This window comes from Limnohabitans simekii (SeqCode), assembly GCF_965234735.1.
In the GTDB taxonomy this organism is placed as follows: Bacteria; Pseudomonadota; Gammaproteobacteria; order Burkholderiales; family Burkholderiaceae_C; genus Limnohabitans; species Limnohabitans simekii.
This window is the reverse complement of record NZ_OZ248541.1, coordinates 54,686-77,206: the sequence shown is the minus strand read 5'-3', so window position 1 is coordinate 77,206 and position 22,521 is coordinate 54,686. Positions and strand designations below refer to the sequence as shown.

The window sequence follows — 22,521 nt, the reverse complement described above, 5'->3', positions numbered from 1 at the left end:
TCGAAAGAGTCGGCTGTTTTCCAGCCATCTGCTAAAGCGTTCGCCGAACTCCCGAGGTTGGCAACGCGTCCACCTTTTCATCTGGAGTATTGACATGGCGAACGACTTTCTTTTCACATCCGAATCTGTTTCTGAAGGCCACCCCGACAAAGTGGCGGACCAAATTTCAGACGCAATTCTCGATGCCATCTTCAAACAAGACCCCCGCAGCCGCGTCGCTGCCGAAACCCTGACCAACACCGGTCTGGTGGTATTGGCCGGTGAAATCACCACCAACGCGCACGTGGACTACATCCAAGTCGCGCGTGACACCATCAAGCGCATCGGCTATGACAACACCGAGTACGGCATCGACTACAAAGGTTGTGCGGTCATGGTCTGCTATGACAAGCAATCGAATGACATCGCACAAGGCGTGGACCATGCCTCCGATGACCACTTGAACATTGGTGCGGGTGACCAAGGCCTGATGTTTGGCTACGCTTGCCAAGAGACCCCCGAGCTGATGCCCGCTCCCATTTACTATGCGCACCGTTTGGTCGAGCGCCAAGCGCAGTTGCGCCGCGATGGCCGCTTGCCTTTCTTGCGTCCTGACGCGAAAAGCCAGGTGACCATGCGCTATGTGGACGGCAAACCGCACAGCATCGACACCGTGGTGCTGTCCACCCAACACAGCCCCGACCAATCTGAAACCTCCACCAAGATGAAAGCCTCGTTCAATGAAGCCATCATTGAAGAGCTGATCAAACCGGTGTTGCCCAAAGAATGGTTGAAAGACACGCGTTACCTGATCAACCCCACCGGTCGTTTTGTCGTGGGTGGCCCACAAGGCGATTGCGGCCTCACCGGTCGCAAAATCATTGTCGACACCTACGGCGGTGCCTGCCCCCATGGAGGTGGCGCCTTCTCGGGCAAAGACCCGTCCAAGGTAGACCGCTCAGCCGCTTATGCCGCTCGTTATGTGGCGAAAAACGTGGTGGCGGCAGGCTTGGCCACGCAGTGCCAAGTGCAAGTGGCGTATGCGATTGGTGTGGCCAAACCGATGAACATCACGGTCAACACGCATGGCACCGGTGTTATTTCTGACGACAAAATCGCTGCCTTGGTGGCCGAGCACTTTGACCTTCGCCCCAAAGGCATTATTCAAATGCTGGACCTGTTGCGCCCCATCTACGAGAAGACTGCAGCCTATGGTCACTTTGGCCGCGACGAGCCCGAGTTCACTTGGGAGCGCACCGACCGCGCTGCGGCCTTGAAAGCAGCTGCAGGCGTCAAGTAAGCGCGTAGCGCTGGCACAGGGCTTGTCGCTGTGCCGGATCGAAATTGATGCGGTTGGGGTCTCGCCCCACCGCAGCAAGCAAGCGCGGGTTCATCACTGCAAACCACAAGCTGGGCACATAGGCCAGCAAAAACATCCCGCTGTAGCCACTGGGCAACTGCGGCGCATCTTCGAAATGCCGCAATGCTTGATAGCGCCTGCTGGCATGTGCATGGTGGTCCGCGTGGCGCTGCAAGTGAAACAAAATCCAGTTGGACAGGACGTGGTTGCTGTTCCATGAATGGCAGGGCTGGCAGCGTTCGTATTGGCCATCTGCTTGCTTCACACGCAGCAAGCCATAGTGCTCGACATAGTTGGCCGAGGTGAGTTGGAAATTGGTCCAGGCGGCCACGGCCAGCAAGAAGGGCAACACCTGCAGACCCAGCCAAAGCACCAGTGCGAGCCACAGCACCGAGGTGATGATCAAGCCTTGCAAAATTTGGTTGCGCAGGCTCCAGGTGGACAAGCCCTTGTCTTGCAAACGCTGAGACTCAAAGTACCAAGCCCGCCGAGCGCCGCCGGGCATTTCGCGCCAAAAAAATTGCCAAATGGATTCGCCCATGCGTGCCGATGCCGTGTCTTCGGGCGTGGCCACTTCGGTGTGGTGACCGCGGTTGTGCTCGGCGCTGAAATGGCCATAGCCGCTGGGTGCCAGCGCCAACAAGGCCAAGGTTTTTTCCAAGCGGTTGTGTTTGTGGCCCAACTCGTGGCCGAGGTTGATGGCAAAGCCACCCACAAGGCCTGCATTCAGGACCATGGCGAGTTGGGCATGCCAGACCAATTCACGCGTGGCCACAAACCAAGCTGCAAACACAAACGAACCCCAGAGCACGGGCACCAAGGCATAGGTGAGGTAGCGGTAGAACGGGTCGGCTTCGAGTTGCGGCACAGCCCACTCGGGCGGGTTGCTGCGGTCTTCGCCCAGCAGGGCATCGACCAGCGGCACGGCGACATATATAAACACAAAAGGCCACCACAGCATGGAGACCTGCTCGGTCCATTGCATCAGCAAGGGCCCCAAGCCAATGGAGAAAGGCACCAACAAAGAAAACCACCAAGCCCAGCGTTTGGGGTCGCGGTAGACGCGCCTGTCTGGGGTGGTGGTGTTCATGGGTTCAATTCAGTCCTGATATGTAATGCGCCAAATTTTCAATGTCGGTGTCACTCAAGGTGCTGGCCACACTGGTCATGTTGCCAGCGTCGTTGGTGCGGGTCTTGGTTTTGAAATCATGCATGGTTTTCACAACGTAATCAAAGTTTTGACCGGCGACTTTGGGCACATCATTTTGACCGACAAACTCGCCCAGGTGACACATAGCGCACAAGGTTTCATCGGCTTTGGCTTTGCCCAGCTTGGCTTTGTCAGCATCGGGCTTGAAGCCTTTGCTGGTGAGCTTTTGCTTGGCATAGTAGTTGCCAATTTCACGCATGTCGTCTTTGCTCAAACCCGCCACCATGGGCGTCATCAAGTCATTTTGACGGCGGCCTTCTTGATAGTCCCGCAATTGCAGATAAATATAGCGCGAATTTTGAGCAGCCAGGCTGGGCACACCTGGCATGCTGGAGTTCCCATTGGGGCCATGGCAACCGATGCAAACACCGGCTTTGGCGGGCATGTCCGCTTGCGACCAAACGGGGGAGCACAGCCATGCAAGCAAGGAGATGAGGAGCGTAGAGAAGTTTTTCATAGTCTTTGAACAATAAATGCAAAAAAGGCCTGGGTGCATTCAAGTGCACCTCAGGCCTGTACGAAAGGTCAGTTCAGTTGGTTCAAGGCAGTGCGAACACCACCACCGAATTGCCGCGCTTGGCGTCAATTTGGTTGTTGCCACCCGCTGCGACGGCAATGTACTGCTTGCCACCCACCGCATAAGACACGGCAGGTGCGTTCACGCCAGCACCCGTTTGGTATTCCCACAATTTCTTGCCATTCTTGGCATCGAAGGCGCGGAACAAACCATTGGCTTCGCCGTTGAAGACCAGGCCACCAGCGGTTGCCAACACGCCACCAATCAGAGGCTCGTCGGTTTCAAATTTCCAAGCCACTTTGCCGGTGTCGATGTTGACAGCTGACAAACGACCGGATTGCTTTTCGCTGGGGATGGTTTTGAATGCACCGCCCAACCACAGCTTGCCGCCGGGGTACTTTGAAGGCTCAACGTGGTAAGTCATGGGTTGCAGCAAGTTGGCTGCATAGGCCATGCGGGTTTCGGGATTGAAAGCCATGGGGCTCCATTCCACGCCACCGTTGGCACCCAACATCATCTTGGCGCCTTCTTTGGTGGGCAATGTCCACAAACCGTCTTGGGGAACCATGGCTTCAGAGAAGCGGATCAGGTTGCCGTTGGCACGGTCATGCACATAGACATGGCCGGTTTTGCCAGCGTGGATGGCCACTTTGGTCATCTTGCCGTCTTTGCCTTTGGCTTCTGTCAAGATGACAGGCGACACAGCGTCCAAGTCCCACACGTCATGGGCGATGTACTGGTGGTGCCACTTGTACTTGCCTGTGTTGAGGTCCAAGGAAACGATCGAGTCGGTGTAGAGGTTGTCGCCAGGACGCTCAGCGCCGTAGAGGTCAGGGGAAGGATTGCCCACCACGAAGAAGATGGAATTGGTTTCCAAATCGACAGCAGGTGCCATCCAAACGCCACCACCCAAGGTTTTGTAGAAGTCGCCGCCTTGCTTGGCCAACTGCTCTTTTTCCGCCTTGATGTCACGCAGCATGTTGCGTCCGGTGGAATCGTTCACAGCCCACACACCTTCATGGCCTTTTTCGGGGATGGTGTGGAAGGTCCACTGCAATTTGCCGTCTTTGGCATCATAGGATTTCACGAAACCGCGGATGCCGTATTCGCCACCGTTGGTACCGATCAAGACACGACCATTGACAGCCACAGGTGCCATGGTTTCGGAGTAGCCCAACTCGGGGTCTGCAATCTGGGTGTCCCAAATCAACTTGCCTGTCTTGGCGTCCAAAGCGACGAGCTTGGCATCCAAGGTGCCCATGAACACGCGGTCGCCCATGATGGCCACGCCACGGTTGTTAGGACCGCAGCAGTAGGTGGTGACGGGACCCATTTTGTGTTTGTAATGCCAGAACTGTTTGCCAGTGACCGCGTCGATGGCGTACACATGGTTGTAAGAAGTGGTGATGTACATGACACCATCAATGACGATGGGTGCGGTTTGCATGGACTCGAGCACTTCAGTTTGGAACGTGAAAGCAGGACGCAACTTGCTGACGTTGTCAGCGTTGATTTGCTTGTTCAGGTTGTAACGAGTTTGCGCGTAGCTTCCATTGGAGTGCAGGTTGTTGTTGACATCTTTGTCAGCCGCAGTCAGTTGCGATTGCTGCACCGAGATGCTTTTTCCAACCTGCGCTTGAGCCACACCTCCGACCAAAAATCCCACCGCCAAGCAGGCGATGGTTTTGGACAATGAGATTCCAATCTTGTGCATGTTTGCTCCTTCGGCCTTTCGGCCATTGTTTGAAAAACCAGGTTTGTGCTCGTTTCAATCCTTGTTGCAGCGAGTGACATGGTCGGATTTCTGGGAATTTTTCTTAAGATAACCTTGCGCTTTCCCAGCATCAAGATTAAATAAAGGAAAATTTCCCATGCATCATCTTAACCACGCGGTTTCGATCTGCACGACAAAGAAACCACGGCCAAGGGAAATCCCTTAAGACTTCCACAGCCTAAGCCTTCAACTTTCGGAGCCCCATCATGATGTTTACCCTGAGTGCTTTCTCTCGACTGCTTACTATTTGTTTCGGTTTATTCCTGTGTTGGGCATCGGTGGCCACAGCACAAACCGATAGCCTTTTAACCATCCATGCCCAGTTGCTGGTGGCGGCTCGCCAAGGCGATGCAGAAGGGGTGAAAAAAAGCTTAGAGCGGGGCGCAGCACCCAACTCGCGCAATCGCTTGGGAAAAACCACCCTGTTTTTGGCAATTGAAAAAAACCGCATGGACATTGTTCAATTGATGGTCAACGCTGGTGCGGATGTGAATTTGCCTTCTTTGGAAAAGGTCACGCCCTTGGTGGCCGCCAGCTATGCGGGCAACGCCGACATGGTTCAATTGCTGATAGAAAAAGGTGCCAAGCTGGAAGAGGTGGATCGTTTGCGCAAATCGGCCTTGGTGTATGCCGCTGGCATGGGACACACCCGGGTTGTGGAGAAACTGCTGGCGGCCGGTGCGCAAGTGAATGCCGCCTATGTGGACGGCTTGACACCGCTGATGTGGGCGGCAGGCCAAGGGCACACCGAGGCTGTGAAGCGGCTGCTGGACCAAGGTGCCAACAAATCGTTGAAAGATGACCGCGGTCTCACAGCATGGGACATGGCGCAACAAGGCGACCATGCGGCGGTGATGCAGCTGCTGAAGTAGGCTCATACCCGAGCAAAAGATGCGATTGCTGCGAAAACCCAGCAGCATCGGAGCTTTGTGCAGTCCTGAAGGGCACCCGGGTAGCTTGCACTAAAGGAAACCCACTTCCATACCGATTCTCTAGGTATGAAAGCAGAACAATTTATTCAATTTGCCAACGAATTCGCACGGGCCAGCGCGAAAACATCCAACGATGAAATCCACCAAGCCTATGAAGACAACCTGCATTGCTTGGCGCGACCAGGCGACGAGGTGGTGGTGATTCGCAAGCCCTGGCCGGTGGGCCAGTGGGGCAAAGTGATTTCATTCACGGAATTCAACCCTTGTTATTTCCGCGTGGAAGTGGCGTTGCAAGGCAAGAAGATTCATGTGCCCGCGTCTGCGTTGTCACGCTGGGTGGGTGCGCCGGACTGTGAAAAGGCCGAGCTGCAAAACATTTATTTGCTGATGAAGATCAATGGCTTGAAGTTGGCGCATTGATGGGGAGTGACTTGCCGCAGATCGGTTCCGATTGAATTGAATTACCCGGAACCATCAGGCGTTTAGGGACGACTGAAAAACAAGTCATGCATGGATGTCAGGAACAACTCGGCATGCCGCACTAACATTGCCGCATCAGCTGGTGTGACCGACTCGCCGTTGTAATCGGCCACCAAGCGCATCTCTTCAGCTCTCTTGAGTTGCCGTCCCAGTTCTTTGCTGACCGGTCCGTCTTTGACCAGGTAGGCGCTGAAGGCGTTGATCAGGCCGCGATGAGTTTTGCCCATGGTTTCGGGGGTTGGCACACCGGCCACAAGCAATGCTGCCTGCGCTGCATCGAACATGGCGTAGTAAGCGCGGTTGCAAGCGCCATCCACGTCACCACGCTCTAGCAACAGACGAGCTGACTGAACGGCCTGGGTTGCTTTGCCCATGAGCAACGAGGGTGACTTGGCTTGCATCAAACTCGAACACCCTCACGCGCAATATTGGCCAATAACGTTGGATTGACATAAGCCTGTGGGTGCGCCCACTCATCCATCCACACCGGCAGCGGTGAAATGTTGATGCCTGTTTCAAGCAAGATGTCGTAAGCGGCGTCAGACATTTTCAGCTTGGTGTTTAAAAAGCGTTGTGGTGCGCCCTCCAGCAACACCGCCACATCTGCATCGCTGTCGGGTCGGTGGTCTCCTCTGGCTCGGCTGCCAAACACAATCAGGTCTTTGATGGGAAAGTCCTTGGCAAGGTACTGGCGAAATAGCGCAACCGCCTTGGCTGTGGCGTCGTCAAGCTGATGGGCTGAAGTGGCGACAGCAGGGATGGGTGTTGCTTGCAAAGTTTGCAAAATGAACTTGCGCAAGCGTTCAAAACGCCCCAAGCGGATCATGTCCTTGGGAGCGACATCGCCCAGTAGTGGATTGCGTGACTGAAACCAGGCCGTGGTTTTGTCTGCGTTGCCTTCAAAGACCTTGGCTACCAAGTTGATGGTGAAGCCAATTTCTTGCAGGCGGCGACGCACGGGCTCGGGCATGGCGTCATCAAATCGAACCGACTTGGGCGAGACGGCAGCCAAGCGGGAAACCTCGTCTTTGTTGAGGCCCAAGAAAGACTGAACCGCTTTGGCGCTGAATGAAGCACCCATGCCAAAACCCATGACATCGGGGGGCACGGTGTCAAACAGGGAAAAACGGCTTGCAGCCAATGATTTAGGGGTGTTCATGGTCATTTGATTCTTCAATAACCATTATTTAACCATGATTCAACCACTATTGCACCAAGAATTTGAATCAGGCTTCCTGCCTGTTGAAGACAGCGTCACCGCCATGCTGTGTTCACTCCCCCATGGCCCTCATCCACCCCGCCTCCTCCCCGCGCCCACCAAGCAAGGTGGGTTCGCACACGAGCTGGCGTTGCTGGAGAGGCTGCGGGTGGCGTGTTCAGCAGCCAAGGTCTGCTGCTGAAAATCTATGGCCAGGACAAGCCCAAAGACATCGGCCATCAGCTGGGGCGGCAGCACGATTGAAGGGCTCATTGAAACGTGCAGCGCCCTTGAAGGTTTTGAGGAACTGAAGCCGGCGAATGCGCGGAAGTTGTTTGTGGGGATGACTCGGGGGCAGTTGCGGGTTGAGGTGGCGTTGAGTGACGGGGTGGCGGAGTTGCTGGCAGAGAACATTTAGCGGCTTATGATTTTCCGTTACCAGGTGATCCACCTTGCATAGCTGGTGAAATTGCGGGAACAGCCCACAGCATTCGGACCTTGTGGTTTGCTATTGCCTGACGGCGGAAGTCTCCTTACAATGAAGTAAGGAATAAGGAGCAAACCATGTCCACCGCCACACTCACCTCAAAAGGCCAAATCACCATACCGATTGCTGTGCGAAACGAACTCCAACTTGACACCGGGGACAGGGTGGAGTTTGTTCAAATTGCACCAGGCAGGTTTGAATTGATAGCCAACACCAGTGACGTCACAGAGCTCAAAGGTTTGTTTGGAATTCCGAAAAAAACCATTTCAATTAAAGCCATGAACCAAGCCATCGCCAAACGCGGGGCATCTGCCAAATGAAAGGCTTGGACACCAATGTCTTGGTTCGCTACATCATGCAAGATGACGCCAAGCAAGCCCTCAAAGCCACCAAACTCATCGAATCATTGGATGCCAGCAACCCTGGCTTTGTCTCCAACATCAGCGTGGTTGAGCTGTACTGGGTTCTGACCAGTTGCTATGACCTCAGCAACGCACAAGTCACTCAAGCCATTGAAATCATGATGCGTGCAAAGACCTTTGTGCTTGAACGCCCCGAGCAAATCGCACGTGCCCTGAGCTTATTCAAAGCCGGGAAAGCCGATTTCGCCGATTGTTTGATTCACCGCAGCGCCATTGATGCAGGTTGCACAGAAACCTTGACGTTTGATGTCAGTGCAGCCAAACATGCTGGAATGACTTTGATTCAATAAGCGCCTCTAGGTCAGCGCGGACTCATACAACTGCTTCAACTCTTCGCTCACCACGCAAAACCGAACCAACTTGATGCAGTTAGTTTGGGCCAACGCCTGCCGCGTGACCCTGGCATTGATGGTGGCAGCCAGCTGAGGTGGAAACTTGAACACGCCTGTGCCAATGGCAGGAATGCCAAGGGATGCAATTTGGTTCTCCTCAGCAATTTGAAAAAAGAGGTAAGTGCTTATTTCCAACGCAAATTCAATTTGCGGTTGTGCGCTGCGCAATCACGCAAGTAAAGGTTGATCAGGCTTTGATACGGAATGCCAACTTGCTCTGAAATGCCTTTGAAATAGCCAATTGAATCCTCATCCAAGCGAATGGTGATCTGTTTTTTTAATTGGGACGCATAGGGATTTTTCCGTGCGTTGCTGAAGTCGTATTCTTTTCTCATGTTGCTCCTTCATCTGTACTGCTTGGATTCTTGGGTTGAGGCTTTACGAGCTGAAATGATTCTGATCACGTTGCCCTGCTCACGATAACAATGGCACACCAAGACGAACCTGAAATTGCTACTTAATCCAAGCATCACAAATCTGCCTTCGTCATCAGAGTGGTCGGGATCATTGATTAATTTAGCGTTCTCATCAAAGAAAACGGTACGCGCCTCATCGAATGTCACGCCATGTTTTCGCTGATTCGCTGCGGCTTTGTTGGCATCCCATTCGAATCGAATATTGCTCATAATTACAGTGTAGTTTATTTAAGGCTATTCGTGATGTTTTTCAAGTCAAGCCATATTTCTAAACTCGTTGACATGTTGCTGTATGCATTGCCAGGTGCAGGGCTCGCAGCATGAGCCTCGGCTAGCTCATCCTCACACCCCTCACAAGCTCACGCTGAATGGGGACCAATACGGGGGCCAGCGCCTTCGTGCTGCTGACTACACTTGTCAAAAAAGGGAATAAAAAACATGGCGCAGTTTGACCGCGTTTACCAATACAAGGCGCTTTTCAAACGAAAACGCGCTGTCTCCAAGCAGGCCATCTTGGCCGAGCTTGAAATTTCAGAAGCCACCTTCAAGCGCGACCTCGAGAAGATGCGCGACTTCTACAACTACGACATCATTTACGACCGTTTCGAAAATGTTTACAAGCTGCACAACGAAGAGGCGGCCTACGAGCTGCCCGGCTTGGTGTTCAGCCAAAAAGAACTGTTGGCCCTGCTGACCATTCAAAACATGATCACCGAACTCGAGCCTGGTCTGCTGGGCCCCAAGCTGCAACCGCTGCAAGAGCGCATGGCCGATTTGCTGGCCTCGGAGGGCTTGGACATCGCGTCCCTCACCAAGCGGGTGCGGGCCGTGCATGCAGGCAAACGGCGTTTGGGCTTGAAGTGTTTTCAAGCACTGGCGCAGGCCACGCTGGAGCGCAAAAAAGTGCATGTGCACCACTTCAACCGCCAACGTGGTGAAACCACCGAGCGCGATATTTCGCCGCAACAACTGGTGCATTACCGCGACAACTGGTATGTGGACGCGTGGTGCCACTTGCGCAACAAGCTGCTGAATTTTTCGGTGGACGCGATCATGCAATGCGACATCCTGCCCGAGGCCGCCAAAGAGTTGAGCCAAAAAGACATTCGCATCGTCATGCAGTCGGGCTATGGGATTTTTGGTGGCGAGGCCCACAATTGGGCCAAGCTGACATTCAGCGCGGTACGCGCCCGCTGGGTGCAGGCCGAGGAATGGCACCCCGAACAAAAAGGCACCCCCAACGAGGATGGCAGCTACACCCTGGAGTTCCCCTACTCGGATGAGCGCGAGTTGTTGGGCGACATCTTGCGCTTTGGTGCGGATGTGGAAGTGTTGGGGCCGAAGTCGCTGCGCCAAAGTGTGCAACGCGCGGTTGAACAACTGGCCAAGATGTACGCGCTTGACAGCCCTTGAGCTGTCAAGCAGCAGTTGTTCAAGCCGCTTGGCGTTCGTTCACTGGCTTGGCCGTGCCAGCGAAGCCGTTGTTCAAGCCGCTTGGCGTTCGTCCACCACCAGCTTGGCCGTAGCGCCGATCATGATTTTGCGTGGCAGCTTTTCTTCGGGAATGACGTTTTCCAGTTTGATGACCAGCATGCCATTCACCATGTCGGCTTCGCGCACCACCACGGTTTCAGCCAAGGTGAATTGGTGTGTGAAGTCGCGTGTGGCAATCCCTTTGTGCAGGAACTGACCGGGGTTGTCATTCTTCACCTTGCCGACGATGCTGAGCTTGTTGCCCTCGGCGGTGATGTCAATTTCATCTTGCTTGAAACCAGCCACAGCCACTTCGATGGTGTAGAGGTGATCCGACAACTTGACGATGTTGTAAGGCGGATAAGCCTGGGCGCGGCCCGCGTTGTCAGGGGAGTCGATTTTTTCAAACGCATCGATGAGGCGTTCGAATCCAACGGAGTTCAACAGTAAATTGCGTCCAAATGCATAAGCCATTTTGAGAGTTCCTTGAGTAAGCGAAGTTGATGAAGTACCCAGACCCCGAAGGCGTCTGGATCATTCATAAGTAGGGCAACTTGCTGATGTTTCAAGGGGTTGGCTCGTATCATGCAAGGGATGACTTTTCCCACGCACGTTTTGTATTTGCATGGCTTTCGCTCCAGCCCGCAATCGGCCAAGGCGCGGTTTGTCGGCGCTTGGTTGGCCCAGCATCATCCCGAGGTGGTGTGGTGCTGCCCGCAGTTGCCAGCCTCCCCCCAACAGAGTGCCGCCTTGATGATGCAACGGGTCCACGACTGGCCGCGCCACACCATGGCGGTGATGGGCTCATCGTTGGGCGGTTTTTATGCCACGTGGCTGGCCGCCCAGTTGGGCTGCACGGGCGTGCTGCTCAACCCCGCCGTGCATCCCGCGCGTGACTTGGCGAACCACATCGGCGAGCACCCCAGTTGGCACAACCCCGAAGACAGTATTTACTTTGACCCAGCGTTCATTGATGAGCTGAAGGCCTTGTATGTGGGTGCGGGGTTGAAGTGGCTTGACGCAACCGCCGAGGGCGCAGACGCCAAGCGCTTGTTGGCCGTGATCGCCACCGGCGATGAGGTGTTGGATTGGCAGGAAATGGCCGCGCGTTATGCCCATGCGCAGCAGCACATCATTCAAGGCTCGGACCACGGGCTGAGTGATTTTGAAGATGTGTGGCCGGCTTGCTGGATTTTTTGGCAGCCTGAAGGCTCACCACCTGAGCCCCAGATACGGTCCAATGCGGTTCGATCGACAGGAGGACCCATGCAATTGCTGGCTGGTGACCTCGGCCAAGCGCCTCACCTGGACTAAAAATGGCAAGAAAGTGCGCCGCTTCGCAGGCCCGGCGCCAGACGACCAACTCCAGCCCATTCGCAGGCTGCCGCCGTGCCAAAAAACCGCCAAAACCTTAGTAGCCATGATTGATAGCTTTGAGCGCAAACAGGAATTGGTCTCCACAGATTTAGAGTAGCTTTCAAGCTACAATTTAAAATGTTTGAACTGCTCCATTTTCAAAACAACCTTGGACAAGATCTCTTTGTCCATTGGCTTGACGGTTTACAAGATCGTCAAGCCAAAGCACGCATAGCCGCAAGATTGATTCGACTTCACAATGGAAACTTCGGCGATTGCAAACCGGTTGGAGATGGGGTTTGGGAACAGCGTATCGACTGGGGTCCGGGTTACAGGGTTTATTACGCCATCGCCAACAAAAAATTGATTTTGCTGTGCGATGGGGGTGACAAACGAAACCAGCAAGCAGACATAGTCAGAGCCATAGGTCGATGGAAAGATTGGAAAGCTAGGAATCCACAATGAATACAAACATCAAACACGATGAATGGCTGTTGGAGCAGCTCAAAAACGCTGATTTTGCGGCTGACTATCTGAATGCCGCCAGTGAAGATGATGACGCCAAAACATACCTCACTGCACTTCGCAAAGTTGTGGAAGCCCGTGGCGGCATGGCTTTGACGGCAGACAAGGCCAATTTATCAAGGGAGACGCTGTATCGAACACTGTCTTCTCGTGGCAACCCGACCATCAAAACCCTGAGCGCTGTTTTGAAGGCCACGGGATTGAAATTTGGCGTCACCGCTTCTTCATGAAAGGGGCCGCCTCGCATCATGCAAGGGCTGACTTTTCCCACACTCGTTTTGTATTTGCAAGGTTTTCGCTTTGGGGGTTCATCCCCAAGGGTTGATCAGCGTCACTCCGCAGGGCTGAAAATCTGCCAGATTTCGCGTCACCACAGTGAGTCCATGGACCAGCGCCGTCGCAGCGATCAACCCGTCTCGCACTGGCCGCGGGTTGGGCACATGCAAGGCTGCGCTTCGCTGCACCACCGCCAGATCTACCGACAACACGCGTCCCTCAAAGGCGGGCAGCACATGTTGGTTCATCCATTGTCGAAGCAGCTCACCTTGGGTGCTGTCGCGGCGCATGGCCAGTTGAATGCCGATCTCCAGTTCTTGGATGGTGATGACAGACACAAACAAACTTGCCGTTTCCACGCTTTCTGCCCACTGCGCCACCTTGGGGTCGGCGCGGCCCGCGCCGACTTTGCGAAGTTCTGAAACAACGTTGGTATCGAGCAAGTACATCAGGAAAAATCCGCTGCTTGCGCCACATCACTCAGCTTGGGCGTGTCCAAGGCCAACGCCGCCACACCGGGCATTGACAGCAATTCACCGATCTTGGGCTGACCGCCTGTGAGCTGCTGGTAATGCGCCATGCTCATCAGGACATGGGCAGGACGGCCCCGGTCGGTGATGAACACCGGGCCCAAGTTGGCGGCTTTTTTGGCTTCGCTGACCGCTTGGTTGAATTCGCGGCCCGACATTGTGGAAATAGCCATGGCTGGACTCCTCGTAAATGTAGTTATGTTGCTACAAGGTGATTTTGTCCTTTATTTTTCTGCATTTCAAGTGCAGATCCATGCCAGCCCTGCGTTTGAAATTCTTGATTTCCGCTGACTGTTGAGCGTCAGATGACCTCGCTTATTTGGTTCTGTATTGAAATCAGGCTACCTTTTTGTCAGAAATAGCAGTACACTTCTGACAATTAAAGACCGGTCATGAGCCAACTCGCCCACTCAATCCTCTCGCAAGCGCAATCCCTTCCCGAGGGAGGACTGCTTTCGCCCAAGGAGTTCTTGCACCTAGGTTCTCGTGCTGCGATTGATCAGACCCTCTCTCGCATGGCTCGCGAAGGAAAGTTGCTCAGAGTTGGCCGAGGAGCCTATGCCCTGCCCATTCAGGGTCGGTTTGGCGCTCGCCCTCCCTCCGCCCAATCCGTGATGGAGGCGATGGAGTCCACCAGTGGAGAGACGGTGGTGGCCAGCGGGGCTGCCGAAGCCAATTCTTTGGGGCTGACCACGCAGGTCCCCACCAGAGAGGTCTACCTGACTTCTGGTCCTTCTCGTCGACTGAAACTGGGAAATCGAGAGATCGAGCTCAAGCACGGCAACCGCTGGCAGATGCTGCTGGGCAAACGCCCGGCAGGCCAAGCCATTCGTGCGCTCATCTGGTTTGGTCCTGAACAAGCCCCCAAGATCCTGGAAGTTCTCAGAAGCAAGCTGTCCAGTCAGGAATGGGAGGCCATGCGTCAGGCTCGCGCGAGATTGCCGAGTTGGATGGCAAAAGCAGTGAGCGAGGTGGCGATTGGCTGATTCATGGCTCACTCTCAGCCGCGAAGATCAAGCTGAAGCTTTCGAAGTTGCGTCAGCTCAGACCGGCCGCCCTCCTCACCTTCTGGAAAAAGACATCTGGGTGGTATGGACACTGTCTGCCATTTACGAGTCAGCGCTTGCGGAAAAATTGACTTTCAAAGGTGGCACCTCTTTGTCCAAGGTCTACAAAATCATCGACCGTTTCTCAGAAGACATCGACCTGACCTACGACATCCGCGAGGTGGTTCCAGAACTTTTGCGCGACGGCAATCCGATACCTGCCTCAACCAGTCAAGCCAAAAAAATCACCGCCCGGGTTCGTGAACGATTGCCGCAATGGATTGAGAGCGAAGTGGTTCCGATTCTGCTTTCAGCCTTGCAACGAGATGGGGTGCAGGCCAATTTGTCACTTGCTGGCAATGAAAATGAAAAGCTGATCTTGGCCTACAAGCCCATCAAGGTAGGCACCGGCTATACGGCATCCACCATTCAGCTTGAGTTTGGTGGGCGTGCCACAGGTGAGCCTCACCAGCGTCATGCCGTCACCTGTGACATGGCACCGACAATCAATGAAATTGTGTTCCCAACGGCACAGCCTTTGGTGATGGATGCTGAACGTACTTTCTGGGAAAAAGCCACAGCAGCGCATGTGTACTGCCGCCAGGGTCGATTGCGTGGTGAGCGATATTCACGGCATTGGTTCGACCTGGCTGCCATGGCCAACTCGGGGCATGCCCAAGCTGCGATCGCTAACCGTGAACTTGCATATGCAGTAGCCAAACATAAGTCCATGTTCTTTGCAGAAAAAGATGTCAACAAAAACTCGATTGACTACAAGGCCGCCATCAGCACTGATATTCAGATCGTCCCGGTTGGCAGGGCTTAGCAGCCCTTGAGAAAGACTACGTTGCCATGCTTGAAGATGGGCTGCTTTCAACGCATCAACCAAGCTTTGCTGAGGTCATCACACAGTGCTTGGAATTGCAAAGCACGATCAATAGATGAATCAAGTGCAGATCCATGCCAGCCCTGCGTTTGAAATTCTTGATTTCCGCTGACTGTTGAAGTGGCGTCGCCGCTTCTTCGTGCATCGTCAGATTGACTGCTCAATTGAAAATATTCAATAAAATCAAACACTTACAGAAACTTATGTTTAAAATCTGACCGTTCTCATTCAACATTCAAGTGGATTTGAATCGACGGTCGATTCAAGTGACGTCTTGAATTTTCCGTAGTCTGGCTCATGCCAGCCCCTCTGCCAGGTCGTTTGAAAAAGCTCATTCGCGATGGTTTCACGCCAACGCCTTTCGAAATACAATGTATCTCAATTCATAGCAAAAGGAGTACACCATGGCAGCCACCACCACAATGGTTCACGTGCGCATAGATCAAGACATCAAAGACCAAGCGACAGAAACGCTGAACGCCATGGGCCTGAGCATCTCAGAAGCTGTGCGCGTATTTCTCACGCGAGTTGTTGCCGACAAAGAATTACCCTTCTCACTCAGGGCCCCCAACAGCGCCAGTCGTTTGGCCATCCTTGAAGCCAATCAAATCATTCAAAGCCGCCGCGCCCGCTTCGCAACCGCTGACGAGTTATTGAATGGCCTCGAAAAAACCAGCCTCAAGTAAGCGGGCAAACCTGCCACGTGCTTCGGACTTCACCCGAGAGTTCCTGAAAGACTGGCAACGCCTGTCGCACTCCGGCAGGTATGACATGAATCGCCTCAAGGAGGCGCTGCTCCACCTCATTTCCAACAACGGCCCTCTAATGCCTGAATGGCTAGACCACCCCTTGACAGGGGATTGGGTTGGGCACCGCGAATGTCATATTGGCGGCGATTTCCTGTTGATTTACAGACTCGATAACGCTGGCAAAACCAGCTTGGTTGTGTTCGTGCGCAGCGGTACGCACGCTGAACTATTTAGCTGACAGCGCTGGGCATCAGCAGTTTGAACTGGTTGCGCGAGCGCTCGAATGCGTCAGCAAGGCCTCGCTGGGGGCGGTCATCGTCCCTGAGAACCAAAGGTCTGAAAAGCAGCATTTTTTCCAATGGAAGAGGCTCTATATCAAGAGTTCAACATTGAGCGACAGCCGGGTCATCGATGCGGTCAAGCGCGTTGAGGCTGGCAGGTTGCAGGGGAGATCAGTGCGAGCCATGCGTCTGAAATTTTTGATTTCGGCTTAATGTTGAAGTGGCGTCACCGCTTGTTCGTGCATCGTCAGATTGACTGCTCAATTTAAAATATTCAATAAAATCATATACTTACAGAAACTTATGTTTAAATTATGACAGGCAGTCTTGACAAGCCAACTGGCATCGACAAACAGGTTTTTTAACCTCCCGTCCTTGAAACCCCGGCTTTTACCCTTATCATTAGCAGTCACGGTCTGCGAGTGCTAACAGCTCCAAACCTTGTGTCGTTAAAAGCACTTTGGTGCATTTCTTATTCAACGTTTCCATCAGGAGAACCCATGAAACTTCGTCCTTTGCACGATCGCGTGATCGTCAAACGCATCGAAAGCGAAACCAAAACCGCTTCCGGCATCGTCATCCCCGACAACGCCGCTGAAAAGCCCGATCAAGGTGAAATCCTGGCCGTCGGCCCCGGCAAAGCCAATGACAAAGGCGACGTCAAGCCTTTGGGCGTGAAAGTCGGCGACCGCGTGTTGTTCGGCAAGTACAGCGGCCAAACCGTCAAAGTGGACGGCGACGAATTGCTGGTCATGAAAGAAGAAGACCTGTTCGCTGTTGTAGAGAAATAAAGCGGCGGCGCCTACCAGCGCCTGTTCTGCAAAGCTTTCCTCTCTTCACGTTTCTATATTTAATTGAATTTTCTGGAGTCCTAACATGGCAGCAAAAGACGTAATCTTCGGCGGCGAAGCCCGCGCACGCATGGTTGAAGGCGTGAACATTTTGGCCAACGCGGTCAAAGTGACCCTCGGTCCCAAAGGCCGCAACGTGGTGCTCGAGCGCTCATTCGGCGCCCCCACCGTGACCAAAGACGGTGTGTCCGTGGCCAAAGAAATCGAACTCAAAGACAAACTGCAAAACATGGGTGCGCAGATGGTCAAGGAAGTCGCTTCCAAAACCTCTGACAACGCAGGCGACGGCACCACCACCGCCACCGTGTTGGCCCAAGCCATCGTGCACGAAGGCATGAAATACGTGGCCGCCGGCATGAACCCCATGGACCTGAAGCGCGGCATCGACAAGGCGGTCACCGCCCTGATCGTTGAGCTGCAAAAAGCTTCCAAAGCGACCACCACCAGCAAAGAAATCGCCCAAGTCGGCTCCATCTCTGCCAACAGCGACCACAGCATCGGCGAAATCATCGCCAACGCCATGGACAAAGTCGGCAAAGAAGGCGTGATCACTGTGGAAGACGGCAAGTCTTTGCAAAACGAACTCGACGTGGTTGAAGGCATGCAGTTTGACCGTGGCTACTTGTCACCCTACTTCATCAACAACCCCGACAAACAAGTGGCGTTGCTGGACAACCCCTTCGTGCTGTTGTTTGACAAAAAGATCAGCAACATCCGCGAACTGCTGCCCACCTTGGAAGCCGTGGCTAAAGCCGGTCGTCCATTGCTCATCATTGCCGAAGAAGTCGACGGCGAAGCGCTGGCCACTTTGGTGGTCAACACCATCCGTGGCATCTTGAAAGTGGTTGCCGTCAAAGCCCCTGGCTTTGGTGACCGTCGCAAAGCCATGTTGGAAGACATCGCCATCCTGACCGGCGGCAAAGTGATCGCTGAAGAAGTTGGCCTGACCCTTGAGAAAGTCACTTTGGCTGACTTGGGTTCTGCCAAGCGCATCGAAGTGGGCAAAGAAAACACCACCATCATTGATGGCGCTGGTGCCGCTGCCGACATCGAAGCCCGTGTCAAACAAGTGCGCATTCAAATCGAAGAAGCCACCTCCGACTACGACCGCGAGAAGTTGCAAGAACGCGTGGCCAAGTTGGCTGGCGGTGTGGCCGTCATCAAAGTGGGCGCAGCCACTGAAGTGGAAATGAAAGAGAAAAAAGCCCGCGTGGAAGATGCATTGCACGCCACCCGCGCTGCGGTGGAAGAAGGCATCGTGGCCGGTGGTGGTGTGGCGCTGTTGCGTGCCCGTCAAGCTGCTGGCACCATCAAAGGTGACAACCCTGACCAAGACGCTGGCATCAAGCTGGTGTTGAAAGCCATCGAAGCGCCTTTGCGCGAGATCGTTTACAACGCTGGTGGCGAGCCCTCAGTGGTGGTCAACGCCATCCTGGCTGGCAAAGGCAACTTCGGTTTCAATGCCGCCAACGACACCTATGGCGACATGATCGAAATGGGCATCTTGGACCCCACCAAAGTGACACGCACTGCACTGCAAAACGCAGCGTCTGTGGCCTCTTTGATGTTGACCACCGAAGCCATGATTGCTGAAGCACCGAAAGATGATTCACCCATGGGTGGCATGGGCGGTGGCGACATGGGTGGCATGGGCGGCATGGGCGGCATGGGCATGTAAGCGCTCCTTGCCTGAGCGCACAGAGCAGCGTTGCAAACGCTTGCCGTGGCGATGCCACTGTCAGCGCGTCTGCGCCTCGCTCTGCACGCTCATGCTGCGTCGTTGTGGATGAGTTCACAACACAACATTTAAAACCCCCGCGAAGCGATTTGCGGGGGTTTTTTATTGGAAATGAATACTTTGTATGTGGTTAATTTGCCAAATTACACAAAATTAAGACTATAAAGTGGTGGTTTTGGTTGAATTTTGAGTATTATTTGAACACTTTCAAGTTAAACAGTGTTTCAAATGCGCTCTATCGTGTTACAAGAAATCCGGTCATTCCCAGTGCAATTGCGGCCCGCAGCCGCCAGCGCCTGGGCGCAGCCTTCGGGTTTCCGGCGCATGGGCGCAACACACGCCTACTTTGGTGGCCAGCCCGAGGAACCGCGCCGGGTCAAGCACCCGCCGGTGCGGTTTGACAAAGGCATGGCGGTAGACCAACTGGCCTGAACCGCAGCGCCTACCCCCACCCCAGCCAAGCCAGAAGCGCCGCTGGTTTCAAGCTTGCATCAACACTTCCAGCTTTTTCACATCCGCACAAAACGCCCGAATGCCTTCGGCCAGTTTGTCGCTGGCCATGGCGTCTTCATTCAGCGCCAAGCGAAATTGCGCCTCGTTCAAATGCACATTGGGCAAGTCCATGGCGCGGGCAGCATCTGCGCTCAAGGCTGGCGGCACCGGGCTGCTGCTGGCTTGCAACTGCGCCAACAACTCGGGGCTGATGGTGAGCAAATCACAGCCAGCCAGCGCCACGATCTGCCCCACGTTGCGAAAGCTCGCGCCCATCACCTCGGTGGCAATGCCGTGTTTTTTGAAGTGGTTGTAAATGTGGCGCACGCTTTTCACGCCAGGGTCGTTGGCCCCAGCGTTGGCCGCCTCGTCCCACTGCGGGCCGGCGGCTTTTTTGAACCAATCGTAAATGCGGCCCACAAACGGTGAGATGAGCGTGACGCCTGCTTGGCCGCAAGCCACCGCTTGGGCGAACGCGAACAACAAAGTGAGGTTGGTGTGGATGCCTTCTTGTTCCAGCACCGCAGCGGCTTGAATGCCTTCCCAGGTGGCGGCAATTTTGATGAGCACACGCTCGGGGCCCACGCCTTGCGCTTGGTACAGCGACATGATGCGCCGCGCACGGGCCACGGTAGCGTCCTTGTCAAAGCTCAAACGCGCATCCACTTCGGTGGACACACGCCCGGGGATGTGTTGCAAGATGTTGCAACCAAAGCGCACCAGCAGGTGGTCCATTTGCTCGTCCACCGCTGCGCCCGGGTGTTGTTGCAAGGTCTCTTGCAACAAAGCGCGGTACTCGGGCATGAGCACGGCTTTCAAAATCAAGGATGGGTTCGTGGTTGCGTCTTGCGGCTGGTACTGGCTGATTTGTTGGAAATCACCGGTATCGGCCACGACGGTGGTGCATTGTTTGAGCGCATCGAGTTGGTTCATCAAGCCATTATCTCTGTGCCTGCGCGGCGCTTGACGCCCAACGCAAGCAAGGCAGCCCACGCCAAAGCACATGGCTTTCAAGCTACAGTCCATGCATGACTTCAGTTCTTGTATTAGGTGGCTCTGGTTTTGTTGGACGGCATGTGTGCGAAGCGCTGAACCGCGCGGGTGTGAACGTGACGGTGCCGACACGGCGCTTGCCTGCGCGTTCAGTGCAAATGCTGCCCATGGTGAGCGTGGTGCAAGCCGATGTGCACGACCCGCAACAGCTGGCTGCGCTGGTGCGCGGCCATGACGCGGTGGTGAATTTGGTGGCCATTTTGCATGGCAACCGTGCCGCGTTTGAACAAGTGCATGTGGTGTTGGCCCGCAGCTTGGCGCAGGCCTGCATTGACGAGGGCGTGAAACGCTTGGTGCATGTCAGCGCCTTGGGTGCGGATTTGCACGGCCCCTCCATCTACCAGCGCAGCAAAGCGCAAGGCGAGGCCGCGTTGCAAACCGGTGTGGTGCATGGCCTGCAGCTCACGGTGCTGCGCCCCAGCGTCATCTTTGGCGAAGACGATGCCTTCATGAATTTGTTTGCCAAGCTGCAAGCCATCGCGCCGGTGGTGCCCTTGGCTGGTGCGGCCACGCGCTTTCAACCGGTGTGGGTGCAAGACGTGGCACAGGCCATTGTGCAGAGTTTGAATCAACGCCACAGCATCGGACAGGTGTATGAATTGGTAGGGCCGCAGGTGTTCACGCTGCAACAACTGGTGGAACAAGCGGGTGCTTGGGCTGGTCATCGCCGCTGGGTGTTTGGCTTGCCGCACCCTGTGGCTTATGTGCAAGCTTTGTTGATGGAACTGATGCCGGGTCCGCCCCTCATGAGCCGTGACAACCTGGCGTCCATGCAATCGGACAACGTCGCCAGTGGCCACCTGCCCGGTTTGCGCGAACTCGGTGTGGCACACGCCACCTCCTTGGCCGCCATTTTTCCCGCGCCATGAGCATGCAATTATTTTTGGTCGGTGGTGCCGTGCGCGATGCCCTGCTGGGCATCAACGGCTCAGATCGCGATTGGGTGGTGGTGGGCAGCACGCCCGAAGAGATGGTGGCCAAAGGCTTCACGCCGGTGGGCAAAGACTTCCCCGTGTTCTTGCACCCCACGACCCGCGAGGAGTACGCGCTGGCACGCACCGAGCGCAAAACCGCGCCCGGCTACAAAGGCTTTGTGGTGCATGCCGCGCCCGACGTGAGCTTGGAACAAGACTTGGCGCGGCGGGACCTGACGATCAATGCCATCGCGCGTGACGCCGATAAAAACCTGATCGACCCCTACAACGGCCAACAGGACTTGCAAGCGCAAATCTTTCGCCATGTGACCGATGCGTTTCGCGAAGACCCGGTGCGCATCTTGCGCGTGGCGCGGTTGGCCGCCCGCTTTCCGCAGTTTCGTGTGGCGCCTGAAACCCAAATCTTGATGCAAGACATGGTGCAAGCCGGTGAGGTGGATGCCTTGGTGCGCGAACGCGTGTGGCAAGAACTCGCCAAAGGTTTGATGGCTGCGCAACCATCGCGCATGTTGCAGGTGCTGCGCGACTGCGGCGCTTTGCAACGTTTGCTGCCCGAGGTGGATCGTTTGTATGGTGTGCCGCAACCGATTGAACACCACCCCGAGGTGGACACGGGCATTCATGTGGAAATGGTCCTGGATGAATGCGCTCGCATGAACGCAGGTTTGGAGGTGCGTTTTGCTGCGCTCTGCCACGACCTGGGCAAGGGCAACACGCACCCCACGGCCTTGCCACGGCACATCGGCCACGAAGGCCGCAGCGTGAAACTTTTGCGGGCTGTGTGTGAACGTTTGCGCGTGCCGCAAGCTTGCAAAGAACTGGCCGAGGTGGTGGCGCAAGAACACGGCCACATCCACGGCAGTTTGGGCCTGAGTGCTGAAGCGGTGTTGCGCTTGCTGCTGCGCTGTGATGCGCTGCGCCGACCCGAACGCTTTGCCTTGGCTTTGCAAGCCTGTGAAGCCGATGCACGAGGCAGAACAGGTCTGCAGGACCGGGCTTATCCGCAAGCCACACGTTTGCATGCCTTGATGCAAGCGGCCTTGTCGGTGGACACCGCCACCCTGTCAGACGCCGCCATGCAACAAGGCTTGAAAGGTGTGCAAGTGGGTCAGCATATAGACGCGGCGCGTGTGCAGGCCCTCAAAGCGGCCATGGCCGTTTAA

The 22,521-nt window shown here is 55.0% G+C and carries 31 protein-coding genes; 18 read left to right on the top strand and 13 right to left on the bottom strand.

All coding sequences use genetic code 11. The features are described from left to right. Positions 1 to 94 precede the first annotated feature (94 nt). On the top strand, positions 95 to 1,279 hold the full coding sequence (gene metK / locus AC8GFP_RS04610; protein ID WP_506610729.1) for a methionine adenosyltransferase: 1,185 nt from the start codon (positions 95 to 97) through the stop codon (positions 1,277 to 1,279). Here the strand turns inward: metK and AC8GFP_RS04605 are convergent. From AC8GFP_RS04605 to AC8GFP_RS04595, 3 genes are all read right to left on the bottom strand, one after another. Beyond that, positions 1,272 to 2,429 (bottom strand): alkane 1-monooxygenase, encoded by a 1,158-nt coding sequence (locus tag AC8GFP_RS04605; RefSeq protein ID WP_506610727.1) that lies wholly within the window; start codon positions 2,427 to 2,429, stop codon positions 1,272 to 1,274. The genes metK and AC8GFP_RS04605 overlap by 8 nt on opposite strands. 4 nt (positions 2,430 to 2,433) lie before the next feature. Then, the gene (locus AC8GFP_RS04600) at positions 2,434 to 3,006 is read right to left on the bottom strand and encodes a c-type cytochrome (RefSeq protein ID WP_506610725.1); all 573 of its coding nucleotides are present in this window, start codon (positions 3,004 to 3,006) and stop codon (positions 2,434 to 2,436) included. Positions 3,007 to 3,088: 82 nt separating this feature from the next. Beyond that, on the bottom strand, positions 3,089 to 4,780 hold the full coding sequence (locus AC8GFP_RS04595) for a pyrroloquinoline quinone-dependent dehydrogenase (RefSeq protein WP_506610723.1): 1,692 nt from the start codon (positions 4,778 to 4,780) through the stop codon (positions 3,089 to 3,091). Positions 4,781 to 5,046: 266 nt separating this feature from the next. Between AC8GFP_RS04595 and AC8GFP_RS04590 the strand changes: the two genes are divergently transcribed. Beyond that, entirely contained in the window at positions 5,047 to 5,712 is a 666-nt protein-coding gene (locus AC8GFP_RS04590; protein ID WP_506610721.1) for an ankyrin repeat domain-containing protein, read from the top strand. 126 nt (positions 5,713 to 5,838) lie between these two features. Next, the gene (locus tag AC8GFP_RS04585) at positions 5,839 to 6,192 is read left to right on the top strand and encodes a hypothetical protein (protein ID WP_506610719.1); all 354 of its coding nucleotides are present in this window, start codon (positions 5,839 to 5,841) and stop codon (positions 6,190 to 6,192) included. A gap of 62 nt (positions 6,193 to 6,254) precedes the next feature. Here AC8GFP_RS04585 and AC8GFP_RS04580 read toward each other — a convergent pair whose 3' ends face one another. Continuing rightward, the gene (locus AC8GFP_RS04580; RefSeq protein ID WP_506610717.1) at positions 6,255 to 6,653 is read right to left on the bottom strand and encodes a HEPN domain-containing protein; all 399 of its coding nucleotides are present in this window, start codon (positions 6,651 to 6,653) and stop codon (positions 6,255 to 6,257) included. Then, positions 6,653 to 7,411, bottom strand: a complete 759-nt coding sequence (locus AC8GFP_RS04575; RefSeq protein WP_506610715.1) for a nucleotidyltransferase domain-containing protein — start codon at positions 7,409 to 7,411, stop codon at positions 6,653 to 6,655. The genes AC8GFP_RS04580 and AC8GFP_RS04575 overlap by 1 nt, the downstream gene beginning before the upstream one ends. Before the next feature lie 603 nt (positions 7,412 to 8,014). On the opposite strand from AC8GFP_RS04575, the gene AC8GFP_RS04570 reads away from it, so the two are divergent. Further along, complete coding sequence (locus AC8GFP_RS04570) at positions 8,015 to 8,257, top strand: AbrB/MazE/SpoVT family DNA-binding domain-containing protein (RefSeq protein WP_506610713.1); 243 nt, start codon at positions 8,015 to 8,017, stop codon at positions 8,255 to 8,257. Continuing rightward, a complete protein-coding gene (locus AC8GFP_RS04565) occupies positions 8,254 to 8,649 on the top strand; it encodes a type II toxin-antitoxin system VapC family toxin (protein WP_506610711.1) in 396 nt (131 codons plus the stop codon). The genes AC8GFP_RS04570 and AC8GFP_RS04565 overlap by 4 nt, the downstream gene beginning before the upstream one ends. 6 nt (positions 8,650 to 8,655) lie before the next feature. On the opposite strand, the gene AC8GFP_RS04560 is transcribed toward AC8GFP_RS04565, so the two are convergent. Genes AC8GFP_RS04560 through AC8GFP_RS04550 form a run of 3 tightly spaced genes read right to left on the bottom strand, consistent with a single transcriptional unit; the run spans position 8,656 to position 9,377 of the window. Beyond that, positions 8,656 to 8,886 carry a macro domain-containing protein gene (locus AC8GFP_RS04560; protein ID WP_506610709.1) on the bottom strand — a complete coding sequence of 77 codons (231 nt, stop codon included), beginning with the start codon at positions 8,884 to 8,886 and terminating at the stop codon, positions 8,656 to 8,658. Then, on the bottom strand, positions 8,877 to 9,086 hold the full coding sequence (locus tag AC8GFP_RS04555) for a BrnA antitoxin family protein (protein WP_506610707.1): 210 nt from the start codon (positions 9,084 to 9,086) through the stop codon (positions 8,877 to 8,879). The genes AC8GFP_RS04560 and AC8GFP_RS04555 overlap by 10 nt, the downstream gene beginning before the upstream one ends. A gap of 9 nt (positions 9,087 to 9,095) precedes the next feature. Beyond that, positions 9,096 to 9,377, bottom strand: coding sequence for a BrnT family toxin (locus AC8GFP_RS04550; RefSeq protein ID WP_506610705.1), 282 nt, complete (start codon positions 9,375 to 9,377; stop codon positions 9,096 to 9,098). Between the two features lie 228 nt (positions 9,378 to 9,605). Between AC8GFP_RS04550 and AC8GFP_RS04545 the strand changes: the two genes are divergently transcribed. Beyond that, on the top strand, positions 9,606 to 10,580 hold the full coding sequence (locus AC8GFP_RS04545; protein ID WP_506610703.1) for a helix-turn-helix transcriptional regulator: 975 nt from the start codon (positions 9,606 to 9,608) through the stop codon (positions 10,578 to 10,580). 72 nt (positions 10,581 to 10,652) lie between these two features. Here the strand turns inward: AC8GFP_RS04545 and AC8GFP_RS04540 are convergent, their stop codons facing one another. Next, positions 10,653 to 11,114 (bottom strand): Hsp20 family protein, encoded by a 462-nt coding sequence (locus tag AC8GFP_RS04540; RefSeq protein WP_506610701.1) that lies wholly within the window; start codon positions 11,112 to 11,114, stop codon positions 10,653 to 10,655. Positions 11,115 to 11,234: 120 nt separating this feature from the next. Between AC8GFP_RS04540 and AC8GFP_RS04535 the strand changes: the two genes are divergently transcribed. The 3 genes from AC8GFP_RS04535 (at position 11,235) to AC8GFP_RS04525 (ending at position 12,751) form a co-directional block, all read left to right on the top strand. Then, positions 11,235 to 11,954, top strand: coding sequence for a YqiA/YcfP family alpha/beta fold hydrolase (locus tag AC8GFP_RS04535; protein ID WP_506610699.1), 720 nt, complete (start codon positions 11,235 to 11,237; stop codon positions 11,952 to 11,954). Between the two features lie 180 nt (positions 11,955 to 12,134). Next, complete coding sequence (locus AC8GFP_RS04530; protein WP_506610697.1) at positions 12,135 to 12,461, top strand: type II toxin-antitoxin system RelE/ParE family toxin; 327 nt, start codon at positions 12,135 to 12,137, stop codon at positions 12,459 to 12,461. Next, positions 12,458 to 12,751: an addiction module antidote protein gene (locus AC8GFP_RS04525; RefSeq protein WP_506610695.1), complete on the top strand. Its 294-nt coding sequence runs from the start codon at positions 12,458 to 12,460 to the stop codon at positions 12,749 to 12,751. Before AC8GFP_RS04530 ends, AC8GFP_RS04525 begins: the two co-directional genes overlap by 4 nt. Before the next feature lie 78 nt (positions 12,752 to 12,829). Here the strand turns inward: AC8GFP_RS04525 and AC8GFP_RS04520 are convergent, their stop codons facing one another. After that, positions 12,830 to 13,249 (bottom strand): type II toxin-antitoxin system VapC family toxin, encoded by a 420-nt coding sequence (locus AC8GFP_RS04520; RefSeq protein ID WP_506611404.1) that lies wholly within the window; start codon positions 13,247 to 13,249, stop codon positions 12,830 to 12,832. Beyond that, positions 13,246 to 13,500 carry a type II toxin-antitoxin system prevent-host-death family antitoxin gene (locus AC8GFP_RS04515; RefSeq protein ID WP_506610693.1) on the bottom strand — a complete coding sequence of 85 codons (255 nt, stop codon included), beginning with the start codon at positions 13,498 to 13,500 and terminating at the stop codon, positions 13,246 to 13,248. Before AC8GFP_RS04515 ends, AC8GFP_RS04520 begins: the two co-directional genes overlap by 4 nt. 219 nt (positions 13,501 to 13,719) lie before the next feature. Between AC8GFP_RS04515 and AC8GFP_RS04510 the strand changes: the two genes are divergently transcribed. Further along, positions 13,720 to 14,313 (top strand): DUF6088 family protein, encoded by a 594-nt coding sequence (locus AC8GFP_RS04510; RefSeq protein ID WP_506610691.1) that lies wholly within the window; start codon positions 13,720 to 13,722, stop codon positions 14,311 to 14,313. After that, positions 14,306 to 15,199, top strand: coding sequence for a nucleotidyl transferase AbiEii/AbiGii toxin family protein (locus AC8GFP_RS04505; protein ID WP_506610689.1), 894 nt, complete (start codon positions 14,306 to 14,308; stop codon positions 15,197 to 15,199). Before AC8GFP_RS04510 ends, AC8GFP_RS04505 begins: the two co-directional genes overlap by 8 nt. A gap of 47 nt (positions 15,200 to 15,246) precedes the next feature. Here AC8GFP_RS04505 and AC8GFP_RS04500 read toward each other — a convergent pair whose 3' ends face one another. Beyond that, positions 15,247 to 15,450 (bottom strand): hypothetical protein, encoded by a 204-nt coding sequence (locus AC8GFP_RS04500; protein WP_506610687.1) that lies wholly within the window; start codon positions 15,448 to 15,450, stop codon positions 15,247 to 15,249. Positions 15,451 to 15,663: 213 nt separating this feature from the next. Here AC8GFP_RS04500 and AC8GFP_RS04495 point away from each other — a divergent pair, with 213 nt between their 5' ends. The 5 genes from AC8GFP_RS04495 (at position 15,664) to AC8GFP_RS04475 (ending at position 19,310) form a co-directional block, all read left to right on the top strand. Further along, positions 15,664 to 15,945 (top strand): type II toxin-antitoxin system RelB/DinJ family antitoxin, encoded by a 282-nt coding sequence (locus tag AC8GFP_RS04495; RefSeq protein WP_506610685.1) that lies wholly within the window; start codon positions 15,664 to 15,666, stop codon positions 15,943 to 15,945. Beyond that, on the top strand, positions 15,917 to 16,246 hold the full coding sequence (locus tag AC8GFP_RS04490) for a type II toxin-antitoxin system YafQ family toxin (RefSeq protein ID WP_506610683.1): 330 nt from the start codon (positions 15,917 to 15,919) through the stop codon (positions 16,244 to 16,246). The genes AC8GFP_RS04495 and AC8GFP_RS04490 overlap by 29 nt, the downstream gene beginning before the upstream one ends. Before the next feature lie 543 nt (positions 16,247 to 16,789). Continuing rightward, positions 16,790 to 17,080: a co-chaperone GroES gene (groES, locus tag AC8GFP_RS04485; protein WP_506610681.1), complete on the top strand. Its 291-nt coding sequence runs from the start codon at positions 16,790 to 16,792 to the stop codon at positions 17,078 to 17,080. 85 nt (positions 17,081 to 17,165) lie between these two features. Beyond that, positions 17,166 to 18,818 carry a chaperonin GroEL gene (groL, locus tag AC8GFP_RS04480; protein ID WP_506610679.1) on the top strand — a complete coding sequence of 551 codons (1,653 nt, stop codon included), beginning with the start codon at positions 17,166 to 17,168 and terminating at the stop codon, positions 18,816 to 18,818. A 288-nt stretch (positions 18,819 to 19,106) separates the two neighbouring features. After that, positions 19,107 to 19,310, top strand: coding sequence for a hypothetical protein (locus AC8GFP_RS04475; RefSeq protein WP_506610677.1), 204 nt, complete (start codon positions 19,107 to 19,109; stop codon positions 19,308 to 19,310). Between the two features lie 48 nt (positions 19,311 to 19,358). Here the strand turns inward: AC8GFP_RS04475 and tal are convergent, their stop codons facing one another. Beyond that, a complete protein-coding gene (gene tal / locus AC8GFP_RS04470; RefSeq protein WP_506610675.1) occupies positions 19,359 to 20,303 on the bottom strand; it encodes a transaldolase in 945 nt (314 codons plus the stop codon). Positions 20,304 to 20,398: 95 nt separating this feature from the next. On the opposite strand from tal, the gene AC8GFP_RS04465 reads away from it, so the two are divergent. Continuing rightward, a complete protein-coding gene (locus AC8GFP_RS04465; RefSeq protein ID WP_506610673.1) occupies positions 20,399 to 21,292 on the top strand; it encodes a complex I NDUFA9 subunit family protein in 894 nt (297 codons plus the stop codon). 2 nt (positions 21,293 to 21,294) lie between these two features. Beyond that, positions 21,295 to 22,521, top strand: coding sequence for a multifunctional CCA addition/repair protein (locus AC8GFP_RS04460; protein WP_506611402.1), 1,227 nt, complete (start codon positions 21,295 to 21,297; stop codon positions 22,519 to 22,521).